Below are 10,879 nucleotides of genomic sequence, written 5' to 3' on the forward strand. Positions count from 1 at the left end.
CGTCGTTGCTGATGGAGATATCCACCGGCAGCGGCACCTTTGAGGGATCACCGATATCGGCGACCGCCTGCGACTGCCACTCGCCCTTGTCGTCTTCGTAGATGAGCCAGATCTTGGAGGTCAGCGCGGTGGTGGTCACGCACCAGTTGTGATCGGGCTGCCAGGCGCAACGAATCTCCAGTGGCGCACCGGGGACATCGAAGACCTTCTTCGGTTTTTTGCTGTGCAGATCCCACAGCACCACGGTGTTGCCGAAGCGCTTCATCGCCTCCTGATCCTGCAGCATCTTGCCGAAGTCCATCATGTAGTTGGACCAGCCGGTGAACGACGAGGTCAGCATGACATTGCGCCGGGGCAAAACGCGTACATCGTAGTTGTAGCCATCGGCATATTTGCCGGTCTTCTCCGCCCCGTGCAGATTCTCATCGGTGGGCATCCAGTGGGTGGCCACATACTCGCCTTCGTTGGTGTATTCCACCAGTGCCGTGCGGCCGCCGTGGTCCTTGTTGTTGGAAAGACCGGTAATCATGATACGCCCCGGCAGAGCATAGGTGGTATGCGGGCCTACCACGCCGCCACTCTTCTGCACGAAATCGGTCACGACCTTATGCAGCTTCGGCTTAGCCGGATCGGTGTGAACATCGAAGATGAACAGCTTGTTGGTATCGAGCCCACCGGCCCAGAGATAGTTGCGGTCATCGGTGAAACCGGAGTGGTGCGCCTCGTTGCGGCCACCCACCGAAAGGCTGGCCACCACTTTTCCATAGTTGGCCGATTTCGGATTGACGTCGATGGTGACCAGCTTGTCCTGACCGTCACCCAGTCCCTCGATGCCCAGGGTCCAGACATAGACGAAGTCCTCCTGGCCGACGATCTTGGCCATGTAGGGGGACTGGCAGGTCTCATCCGCCGCCAATGGCGTCACGATGCCATAGAGCGTGGTAGAGAGCGCCAGCGCAGTCGTCAGGGCGAGCGATTTTATGGGCCGTCTTTGAAAAAGCCTCATGGTGTTCTCCTCCAGTGGTGAATAGGGGTGTAATTTTGTTGTTTTACTGCTGCCCCACATTTATCGCAGCCGGCCAGAATCGTGGGTGTCTACCTGCCAAAGTTGGATGGCTGCGATAAATGCGGGCTAAAAAAACACTAGAACGAATGTTCATTCTTGTCAAACTTTTTACTATGCTATGTATAATCGCTGGCCAGCAAAACATTGATGTGCGGGCATGCGCGACTGAGAAGTGGGCTGAATGGGGCGATGGGCCGGGCAACCGATGCAATGCGCTCGGATCGAGCGCAAGAGAAGAAAAACTCAGCCAAAATGCGCAGTTCACTCGAATAAACGAGCAGTTTGGAGGCCGATTTCAACGCTGGATTGTGCCGCTTGAATGGAAATTCAACAATCTGTTAGCAGGAAGCCTTCGGTATCTCTCATCAACCGAGAGGCAGAATCATTGGGAAGTCTGCTTGGATGATTGATCCGATCAGACAACTCAGCCCTCGGAGGGTGGGCGAAAAATGAGCAATAAGGGAGCCTGTATGCCCTATCTGAAGAAGATGACGCCTGCCAAGGAGTCGGTCGACTGCCGCATTCTGACCGCTGCGCTCGACCTGTTCGTCGAACGGGGCTTTCACAACGTCTCGGTACACGATGTGCAGAAACAGGCCAATGTCAGCATCGGCTCCATCTACAATCACTTCGGTGGCAAGGAGGGCATCGCCAAGGCCCTCTACTACCATCTGCTCAAAGAGTTCGAAGAGATGATCGAGGAGGTCATCGCCAAGGATCTCAACTTCCGTGAACGCTGCAACACGATCATTCGTCAGTTGTTCGAATATACCGAGACCCGGCGCAACATCGTCGCCTTCATGCTGCACGCCAAACACCGGGAGTTTCTGCCCGACGAACCGCCCGTCTGCAGCTCCACCCCGTTCAAGGCGATGCGCCACATCGTGCAGGACGGCATGGACAGGGGAGTGAAGGAACAGGTCGGCTAACCCTAAGACTCATGATCGAGCGCAGACTCAGCATCGCCCCCATGCTGGATTGGACCGACCGTTATTGTCGCTACTTTCTACGCCTGATCACCCGCCACACCCTGCTCTATACCGAGATGGTCACTACCGGCGCCATCCTGCATGGGGAGCGTTCGCGTTTTCTCGACTTCGATCCCAGCGAGCATCCGCTGGCGCTGCAACTGGGGGGCAGTGAGCCGGGCGATCTGGCCCGCTGCGCCAGGCTCGGCGAGCAGTGGGGCTATGACGAGATCAACCTCAACGTGGGTTGTCCTTCCGACAAGGTGCAGTCGGGCAGTTTCGGTGCCTGCCTGATGCTGACACCGGCGGTGGTGGCCGATGGGGTGAAGGCAATGTGCGATGCGGTCGCTATCGAGGTCACGGTAAAGCATCGCATCGGCGTCGACGAGCAGGACAGTTACTCCGCGCTGTGCGACTTCGTCGGCAGCGTTGCCGAAGCCGGATGCCGCACCTTCATCGTGCATGCCCGCAAGGCCTGGCTGCAGGGCCTGAGTCCGAAGGAGAACCGGGAGATTCCACCGCTCTCCTACGACACCGTGCATCGATTGAAAACGGACTTCCCTGCGCTGCAGATCGTCATCAACGGCGGCATCAAAACGCTGCAACACGATCATTCGTCAGTTGTTCGAATATACCGAGACCCGGCGCAACAGCGTCGCCTTCATGCTGCACGCCAAACACCGGGAGTTTCTGCCCGACGAACCGCCCGTCTGCAGCTCCACCCCGTTCAAGGCGATGCGCCACATCGTGCAGGACGGCATGGACAGGGGAGGAGCAGCCGGCCGCCCGGCTTTGCCGACCGCCACTGTCTGACTCATCTACACAACGCTTGTGGGTAGCGGGCCAAAAAAAGGCGCCAAGAAGGCGCCAAAGTGGGGGAAATCAGATCAACGAGTCGATTACTGGCGGATACCCTCCAGCGACAGTTCGAACTCCACATTGCGGCTGGCCGGACCCAGGTCGAAGGGGATACCGAAATCGGCCAGCGAGATCTGGGTGGTGCCATAGAAACCACGACGATAACCGCCCCAGGGATCGGGACCATGGCCGATCTTTTCCACCTGGATGGTCACCGGCTTGGTCACGCCGCGCAGGGTCAGATCGCCCTTCAGCACCGCCGTGCCGTCGGCCTTCTCTTCGTAACTGGTTGAGACGAATCCGGCCTTCGGATACTTGTCCACGTTTAAGAACTCTTCGCTACGCAGATGCTTGTCCCGTTCGGCGTGGTTGCTGTCGATGCTGGCAGGATCGATATCCACTTTCACCTTGGCAGCGGACGGATTCTTCTCGTCATAGCTGAAGTTGCCGCTGAAATCGTTGAAGCGGCCATAGAGCCAGCTATAGCCCAGGTGCTGGATACGGAACTGGATAAAGGCGTGCTGACCCTTGGTATCGAGGGCATACTCTTCGGCCTGCAGCGGGGCGGCTGATGCCAGGGTGGCGAACAGCAGGGGTAACAGAAAACGTTTCATGGTGGATTCTCCTCAATGGATAGATAGCTTGAAATCAGCCAACGGTACGTCCCCGCACCAACTGCCGGGTAATGGTGGCGACACGATGGCCATAGGCCTGCGCCGTCGCGAGGTCACCAGAGCTGGGGGCATCTCCGGCATTCACTTGAAAACTGGACGCCATGGGGCCGATGTAGGAGCCGACCCGATTCGTCGCCTCTGGCCCCGGACCCTCGATGCGGTTCATGGAGTCGGGATCGCTGGCAGCTGGATGCAGGCCCAGGCTGACGAAAATCATGCCCTGCTGCATGGCGGTGATCATCATGCCGACCAGGGTGTTGAGCTTGTCACCGGAGAACGAACTGGAGTTGGTGAAGGCGCCCGCCACCTTGTCCTTCCAGGCCTGGGAGAACCACTTGGCTGCGCTCACCTCGAGGAACTTCTTCATCTCCGCCGACATGCTGCCCATATAGGTGGGGCTACCGAAAATGATGGCGTCTGCCACATCGAGTTGGTCGATGTCAGCCGAGGCTTCTTCGGTGGTGAGAAACAGGGTCTCAACCCCGTCTACAGCGGCCGCTCCACGCGCCACCGCCTCCGCTTGCAACCTGGTGTGGCCGAAGCCGCTGTGATAAACGATCGCTACTTTGGTCATTACTGTCTCCTCACTATCGAGAACCGTTGAAATGGATTAATGCCTAGCGGGAACCCGCACCCAGCATCCGCTTGAGAGTTGTATCCCGATCGATGAAATGGTGTTTGAGCGCCGCCAGGGCGTGCAGGGCCGCCAGACCGATCACGCTCCAGGCCAGATAGAGATGCACTTCGCCTGCGATATCCTCCTGATGCTCGATGCCACTCAAGGTCGCCGGGATGGTGAACCAGTCGAAGACCTCCAGGCCCCGCCCATCGGCGGTAGAGATCAGATAGCCACTCACCATCACTGAGAACAGCAGCAGATAGAGCAGGCCGTGAGCGAGTGACGCTGCCAGGCGCTCATAGGGCTTGTGGGTCGGCAGATGGTCTGGCCGTGGATTCAGCCAGCGCCAGACCAGCCGCGCAACCAGCACAGCAACGAGCGTAATACCGATCCCCTTGTGCCACCAGGGTCCCAGGCACCAGCTCGCAGCCGGCCGTCCACCAGGTCAGCACCTCGGCCAGCCGCCGTTGGGTCAGGCTGCCGACCTCGCCCGTGAGCGTAACCACCCCCTCCCGGGTGGCGATGGTCATGGTGACCGGCGGCGTGAGCCGCGAGGGCCGCAGGTGCTGGACCTCGCCCTTCATGGTGACCACCGCCAGGCCGTACTCGCTGAAAACCGGCTCGCTTTCCAGGGTGCGCAGGACCTCGTCGCGCAAGGCGGCGTCCTGCATGGCTTCGCCGGGCCGCACGCGGACACGGTCCTGAATGGCATGGGTGCCGTTCAGGCGATGGGCGGTTTGGGCGATGATGCGTTTGGTGGCGATATCTTCGACGATGCCTTCGAGAATCAGGGCGTCGTCGAGAACTGAGGCTCGGAATGAGGCCGTTTCGAGCTTGATGCGGGGTTCTTTCTGGAGGGTGGCCATGAACTGCTTGACGAAGGGGTGAGCGGTTGTTTGCGTCATATTATTGACCTCCTGCGATCTCCACCGGTATCCATTTCTGGAGTATAGAACCCCCTCGGAGTTCTGAAATGGTGGAGTTTGCAGGGGAGGTCAGTTGACGCGGTACGCCCGGTGGCAGGCGATGCAGGTCTCCGTCATCCGGTGCAGGGCGCGCAGGGCAGGGGCCGGGTCTCCGGTCACTTCCGCGTTCTGGGCCTCGGTCGAGAACATGGCCGAGGCCTTGTGCAGCCGGGCGCCCAGGCTGCGCATGCCGGGCGGCATGTAGGGCAGCTGCTGGTGCAGTTCGGGGCCCATCGCCCCCATCCCCAGCTGCGATTGGGCGGCCTGCGAGGCTTGTGCGTAGCGCTGCTGGGAGAGGTAGCCCAGAATGGCGTTCAGGGTCTCCAGGTGGCCGCGCATGCGGTGCAGGAACTGGGCCTTGACCTGAGGGGGAAACGGCACCGCTTCGCGCGTTTCCCCGGCACTGGCGGGTTGGAAGGCGAGCAGGGCGATGATGAAGAAGGGCAGGAGGCGAAGTGGCATCATGCCGCTATTCTAGGCCGAATCCTGTGGAAACAGATATTCCTTATCACTTTCGCCCTACCGCGTCACCACTCATGCTGCTTCGATAGTGCGCCGGCGACACGCCGACCACCCGCTTGAATGCGGTGCTGAACGCGCTTTCGGATGAGTAGCCGAGCGAGCTTGCCAGGGCAGCCAGTGACCGCGCGCCGCCTCGAAGCGCACGTTCGGCGAGCCTCATGCGCCAGAAGGTCAGATAGGAGAGAGGCGCCATGCCGGAGACTGCCTTGAACCGCTCGGCAAAACGGCTACGCGACATACCGGAGGCTTTCGCCAGTTCCTCGAGGCGCCAGTTCCTGGCCGGGTCGGCATGTATCAGGCTCATCGTCGGCCCGATGCGGGGGTCGCCGGCGGCCCGCAGCCATCCTGCTTCGGTGTTTCCGGCTTCGATGTGCTCGCGCAGGACGTGAACGAAAAGCAGATGCGCGAGAGGCCGGGCGACGGCGGACGATCCGGGCCGGGCGTTGGTTGTCTCGTCTACCAGACGGTCGAGAAGCCAGGACAGCGTTGCAGCTTGCGGCGATGCTGCCGTGATATGCATGAAAGGCGGCAAGACTTCGGAAAGAAGGGTGTCGCCGACCGGTTCGAGCGAGACGTGGCCGCCCAGCAGATGGAACTCATCGCCTTGTCCCAGTACTGCCGTCCCCCCTTCCGCATCGGCGAAAGCATCTTCCGCATCGACCGGCTCAACCGCAAGATCGCTCGCCAGGCGCAGCGGATGAAGGCCGTTCACCACGAATACGTCTCCAGGCTCAAGCCTCACGGGATCGCCCCGGCCCTCGATTACGTGCCAACAGCTGCCGCGCACGACCGCGCCGAACTTGATGGCATTCGGCGGCGGAAACCTGATCGCCCAATCTCCGCCGGCTACGACACCGCCAGATAGATACGAATGCGTATCGAAGGCGGCAAGGAAACATACCATTTGTTTCAGTCCGCAACGAATGGAGTTCGACATGAACAGACTGCAAGCTCCCATCCCGTCGCCCTTTGGCCCGGCCAGCACCGCGCGCGAGGTGATCGACGGTATCGATCTCTCCGGGCACCTCGCCGTGGTGACCGGCGGCTATTCAGGGATCGGGCTCGAAACCACCCGGGCCTTGACCGAGGCTGGTGCCCTGGTGATCGTGCCTGCCCGAAACCGCGCCAAGGCTGAAGCCGCACTGCGTGGAATGGAGAATGTATACCTCGAGACGCTCGACCTGATCGATCCGGTCTCGATCGACGCCTTCGCCGAGCGCGTGCTCGCACGGCACGACGCCATCCACTTCCTCATCAACAACGCGGGTTATATCGGCTTCACCTTGGAGCGGGACGCGCGTGGTTACGAGGCGCAGTTCGCCACAAACCATCTCGGTCATTTCCAGCTCACCGCCCGGCTGTGGCCGGCGCTCGTCAAGGGAGGCGCGCGCGTCGTTACCGTTTCGTCCTGCGGGCATGCGGCCGGCGCCGTCGATTTCGACGACATCCACTTCAAACGCCGCCCCTATGACGCGATGGTCGCCTACGGGCAGTCGAAAACCGCGAACGTGCTCTTCTCGGTCTGGCTCGATCACCTTGGCAAGCCATCCGGCGTCCGTGCCTTTGCCCTGCATCCCGGCGGGATCGTCGAGTCCGGTTTCACCCGCAACATGCCTATCGAAGCCAGCATCGCTTCCGGCTATCGCGATGCCGACGGCAAGCCGGTCATCGATCCCGAAAACAACAAGAAGACGCTTGAGCAAGGTGCGGCCACCACCGTCTGGTGTGCGACGAGCCCGCTCCTGGACGGCCTCGGCGGCGTTTACTGCGAAGACTGCAACATTGCCCGCGCGGTACCTGCGGACTCGACCGATCTGCTCGGCGTGCGGCCCTGGGCGACCGATCCTGCGCTGGCCGAGCTGCTGTGGGAGACAAGTGTCGAGCTCACCGGCGTTTCCATCCCGCAATAGGAAACTTCACAACGCTAATGATGTGAACAGGAGACGCGTAGTGGACCATCCGTTTTCCCCGTTAAACTAGGGCCAGTTCAGCTCTTGGCCGGCTGAGCAAGACCTCCGGTCACGACCGGTGGGTCATGTTGGAGCGGGCCGCGTGGCACTACGATTTGAAACTGGCAGGCAACGGGCATCTCCCATTGCTCGCGGTCAGACTGCTTTTCGGGTGATTATGGCGGTTCGTGTAATAGACGGCCTGGAAAAGCAAATGCCCGCACCCGTCACTCCTGGGGATAAACAGAACAATGGAACGGGTCGTTGAGCTGGAAAGACTCGCCGGGATCGCCGACCCGGCGGAAGGATTGACCGCCGCGGAAGTCGCGGCGCAGCGGGCGGATTACGGGGACAACGTCATCGTGCCGGTCAGGCGCCATGCCTGGCTGGTCATCCTCGGCGACACCCTGCGCGATCCCATGCTGTGGTTTTTGTTCGTCACCGCGGGGCTGTATCTGTGGCTGGGGGATTTGCGCGAGGCCGTGGTGCTGCTGATCGCGGTGTTCCCGCTGCTGGCGATGGATTTCTTTCTGCACTGGCGGACCTCGGCGTCGGTCTCCGGCCTGCAGTCGCGCCTCGCCACCGAGGCCCGCGTGCGGCGCGACGGGGCCTGGGAGACCGTTCCGTCACACGAGCTTGTGGTCGGCGACCTGGTGCGGGTCGCCGGCGGCGACTGGATCCCCGCCGACGGCATCGTGGAGGACGGGGCGCAACTGCAGGTGGAGGAATCCTCGCTGACCGGCGAGTCCTGGCCGGCCAGGAAATCGGCCTGGCCGTACCTGTGGGCGCGCGAGTCGATGGGCGGGCCCGATGAATCCAACTGGGTCTATGCCGGCACGCGCCTGTTGACCGGCGAATTGACCTACCGCGTGCTGCGGATCGGTGCCGAGACCGCCTACGGCGGCATCGTGCGCACGACCCAGGCGTCGAGTCATGAACTGACGCCGCTGCAACAGGGCATCGCCCGGGTGGTCAAGGTGCTGCTCGGATTCGCGCTGTTTTTCTGCGTGCTCATCGCCCTGATACGCTTTTGGCAGGGACACGGGCTGGTGGACGCCCTGCTCAGCGCGCTCACGTTCGCCATCGCGGCCCTGCCGGAGGAATTTCCGGTGGTGTTCACCTTCTTTCTCGGCGTGGGCGTGTTCCGCCTCGCCAAGCACCGCGCCCTGGTCAGGCGTGCGGTGACGGTGGAGAACATCCGTCACGTTTCCTGTATCTGTTCGGACAAGACCGGCACGCTCACCAGCGGCGAGCTGCACCTGACCCATATCGTGCCGGCAGTTCACGGCCAGTCGGACCGTCTGCTCGAAACGGCCCGGGCGGCCTCCGGCGCCGAACGCTTCGATCCGCTCGACCGGGCCATCCTGTCGGTCGAACCCAACAACCACGGCGCACCGCCACCGGCCGTCAAGCGTTTTCCCTTCACCGAGGACCGGCGCCGCGAATCGGTCGTGCTCGACTCGGCAAACGGCGTCTTCAAGCTGGCCAGCAAGGGCGCGGTGGAAACCATCCTGGCGGTCTGCGGGATCGACGGGGCCGCGCGCGACGAGTGGCAGGCCAGGGCGGACCGTTATGCGGCGGAGGGGCACAAGGTCATTGCCGTCGCCGAGCTGGACGGACTGGCAACGCCGGAAGAGCCGGCGGCCGGCATGCAGTTTCTCGGCCTGCTGGCGTTCGAGGATCCGCCGCGCGAAGGCGTGCACGAGGCCGTCGACGCCTGCCGCTCACTGGGCATAAGGACCATCATGGTCACGGGGGACCATCCGGTGACCGCGCGCAGCGTCGCCAGGTCTTTGGGCCTTGGGCAGGACGAGCCGCGGGTGCTGACCGGCGACGAGCTGGAATCGGGACTGCACCAAAACCACTGGGCGGAGATTCAAACCGTGGATGTGGTGGCGCGCGCCAAACCCTCCACCAAGATGGCGCTGGTGTCGGCGCTACGCGAGGCGGGGGAGGTGGTGGCGGTGACCGGCGACGGCGTCAACGACGTGCCCGCGCTGCAGGCAGCCGATGTGGGCATCGCCATGGGCGCGCGCGGGACGCGCAGCGCGCGCGAGATCGCCGACATCGTCCTGATGGACGACAATTTCCGCTCCATCGTGGAGGCCATTCACGAAGGCCAGCGCATGTTCGACAACCTGCGCCTGTCATTTCTGTACCTGCTGCTGGTGCACATTCCGCTGGTGCTCACGGCGGCGATCATCCCGTTGCTCGGTTATCCGCTGTTGTACCTGCCGGTGCATATCGTCTGGTTCGAGGGCGCGCTTTTTCGCACCGCGCGCGATGATGATGATCGGCGTTTCGACCGGCGTGTTTACGCTGTTTATGCTGCTGATCTACCGGCACAGCCTGGACAGCGCCGATCTGACCCAGCATGCCCGTGCCCATGCCCTGGCGACGCTGCTGCTGGGCAGTGCGGCGATTACCGCCGGCCTGAGCCGGCTCAGGAATCGCCAGGCCATCCTCATCACCCTGACGACCGTGATCTCGACGATCGCGTTGATCCAGATTCCGTGGCTGGCGAGCTGGTTGATCGTCACGCCGTTGCAACTGGACGACTGGGGCGCTTCGTTCGTGGCCGCGGCGGCGCTCGGGCTGGCCAGTTATCTGCTGGGAGGAAGAGGGTTTTTTCCGCTCGACGGGGAAGCCGGCGCAAGACCCGGAGCGGACGGTAACGCCACGCCCGACTGACCCGCAGCTTTATGCTGCGCCGAAGTGCGTCATGGCGTAATCGACGCGGGCATCGATTTGTTTCAGGGCGGGCAGGTCGGCTTCCACTTTCTGCAACCGGGACAGCAGTCCCTGCCGGTTGGCGATCTGGATGTTCAATCCCGGACGGGCGTTGACCTCCAGCATCAGCGGTCCGAGCTCCCGGTCCAGCACCAGGTCCACGCCCTGATAACCGAGCCCGGTCAGTTCGTAGCAGCTGGCGGCGATGCCGAGCAGGCGTTTCCAGTTGGGGATTTGCACGCCCGCCACAGGCTGCCGGGTGTCCGGATGCACGGTAATGATCGCGTTGCCCGAAACGGCCTGCAGGGTGCGGCCGGTGGCGAGATCGACGCCGGCGCCGATTGCGCCCTGATGCAGATTCGCCTTGCCGTGCGACCGGCGCGTGGGCAGTCTGACCATGGCCATTACCGGCACGCCGAACAGGATGATGATGCGGATATCGGGCACGCCCTGGTAACTGATGGCCTCGAACACGGGATCGATCTTCACCCGGTACTCGATCAGCGCCGTGTCCTGTTCTCCGCCCAG

General features: G+C 62.2%; 10 protein-coding genes and 2 pseudogenes. 4 read left to right on the forward strand and 8 right to left on the reverse strand.

Annotation, left to right across the window (positions count from 1 at the left end; all coding sequences use genetic code 11):
* A partial coding sequence (locus P8Y64_13765; GenBank protein ID MEJ2061526.1) for a selenium-binding protein SBP56-related protein occupies window positions 1-1,006 on the reverse strand: 1,006 nt, incomplete at its 3' end.
* Between the two features lie 509 nt (window positions 1,007-1,515).
* Here P8Y64_13765 and P8Y64_13770 point away from each other — a divergent pair.
* Window positions 1,516-1,995: a TetR/AcrR family transcriptional regulator gene (locus P8Y64_13770; GenBank protein ID MEJ2061527.1), complete on the forward strand. Its 480-nt coding sequence runs from the start codon at window positions 1,516-1,518 to the stop codon at window positions 1,993-1,995.
* A gap of 11 nt (window positions 1,996-2,006) precedes the next feature.
* Window positions 2,007-2,873, forward strand: a complete 867-nt coding sequence (dusA, locus tag P8Y64_13775) for a tRNA dihydrouridine(20/20a) synthase DusA (protein MEJ2061528.1) — start codon at window positions 2,007-2,009, stop codon at window positions 2,871-2,873.
* A 60-nt stretch (window positions 2,874-2,933) separates the two neighbouring features.
* Here dusA and P8Y64_13780 read toward each other — a convergent pair whose 3' ends face one another.
* The 6 genes and pseudogenes from P8Y64_13780 to P8Y64_13805 form a co-directional block, all read right to left on the reverse strand.
* A complete protein-coding gene (locus P8Y64_13780; protein ID MEJ2061529.1) occupies window positions 2,934-3,506 on the reverse strand; it encodes a YceI family protein in 573 nt (190 codons plus the stop codon).
* Between the two features lie 34 nt (window positions 3,507-3,540).
* A complete protein-coding gene (locus P8Y64_13785) occupies window positions 3,541-4,140 on the reverse strand; it encodes a flavodoxin family protein (GenBank protein ID MEJ2061530.1) in 600 nt (199 codons plus the stop codon).
* 43 nt (window positions 4,141-4,183) lie between these two features.
* Window positions 4,184-4,585 (reverse strand): annotated as a pseudogene (locus P8Y64_13790) (cytochrome b).
* A complete protein-coding gene (locus tag P8Y64_13795) occupies window positions 4,482-4,715 on the reverse strand; it encodes a BON domain-containing protein (protein MEJ2061531.1) in 234 nt (77 codons plus the stop codon). Before P8Y64_13795 ends, P8Y64_13790 begins: the two are co-directional and overlap by 104 nt.
* 465 nt (window positions 4,716-5,180) lie before the next feature.
* Window positions 5,181-5,615, reverse strand: coding sequence for a hypothetical protein (locus P8Y64_13800; GenBank protein ID MEJ2061532.1), 435 nt, complete (start codon window positions 5,613-5,615; stop codon window positions 5,181-5,183).
* A gap of 43 nt (window positions 5,616-5,658) precedes the next feature.
* On the reverse strand, window positions 5,659-6,609 hold the full coding sequence (locus P8Y64_13805) for an AraC family transcriptional regulator (GenBank protein MEJ2061533.1): 951 nt from the start codon (window positions 6,607-6,609) through the stop codon (window positions 5,659-5,661).
* Between P8Y64_13805 and P8Y64_13810 the strand changes: the two genes are divergently transcribed.
* Together P8Y64_13810 and P8Y64_13815 are read left to right on the forward strand one after the other, a co-directional pair.
* Complete coding sequence (locus P8Y64_13810; GenBank protein MEJ2061534.1) at window positions 6,608-7,582, forward strand: SDR family NAD(P)-dependent oxidoreductase; 975 nt, start codon at window positions 6,608-6,610, stop codon at window positions 7,580-7,582. The two genes, P8Y64_13805 and P8Y64_13810, sit on opposite strands and share 2 nt — an antisense overlap.
* A gap of 290 nt (window positions 7,583-7,872) precedes the next feature.
* Window positions 7,873-10,296, forward strand: a complete 2,424-nt coding sequence (locus tag P8Y64_13815) for an HAD-IC family P-type ATPase (GenBank protein ID MEJ2061535.1) — start codon at window positions 7,873-7,875, stop codon at window positions 10,294-10,296.
* 97 nt (window positions 10,297-10,393) lie between these two features.
* Here P8Y64_13815 and P8Y64_13820 read toward each other — a convergent pair.
* Window positions 10,394-10,879, reverse strand: a pseudogene (locus P8Y64_13820) (sugar-transfer associated ATP-grasp domain-containing protein).

It is taken from the genome of Gammaproteobacteria bacterium (assembly GCA_037388465.1).
Classification (GTDB): domain Bacteria; phylum Pseudomonadota; class Gammaproteobacteria; order SpSt-1174; family SpSt-1174; genus JARRKE01.

Coding starts and splice junctions, on each gene's coding strand:
- P8Y64_13770 (MEJ2061527.1), top strand. CDS start 1,516: ATGAGCAATAAGGGAGCCTGTATGCCCTATCTGAAGAAGATGACGCCT.
- dusA (MEJ2061528.1), top strand. CDS start 2,007: ATGATCGAGCGCAGACTCAGCATCGCCCCCATGCTGGATTGGACCGAC.
- P8Y64_13780 (MEJ2061529.1), bottom strand. CDS start 3,506: ATGAAACGTTTTCTGTTACCCCTGCTGTTCGCCACCCTGGCATCAGCC.
- P8Y64_13785 (MEJ2061530.1), bottom strand. CDS start 4,140: ATGACCAAAGTAGCGATCGTTTATCACAGCGGCTTCGGCCACACCAGG.
- P8Y64_13795 (MEJ2061531.1), bottom strand. CDS start 4,715: ATGACCATCGCCACCCGGGAGGGGGTGGTTACGCTCACGGGCGAGGTC.
- P8Y64_13800 (MEJ2061532.1), bottom strand. CDS start 5,615: ATGATGCCACTTCGCCTCCTGCCCTTCTTCATCATCGCCCTGCTCGCC.
- P8Y64_13810 (MEJ2061534.1), top strand. CDS start 6,608: ATGAACAGACTGCAAGCTCCCATCCCGTCGCCCTTTGGCCCGGCCAGC.
- P8Y64_13805 (MEJ2061533.1), bottom strand. CDS start 6,609: ATGTCGAACTCCATTCGTTGCGGACTGAAACAAATGGTATGTTTCCTT.
- P8Y64_13815 (MEJ2061535.1), top strand. CDS start 7,873: ATGGAACGGGTCGTTGAGCTGGAAAGACTCGCCGGGATCGCCGACCCG.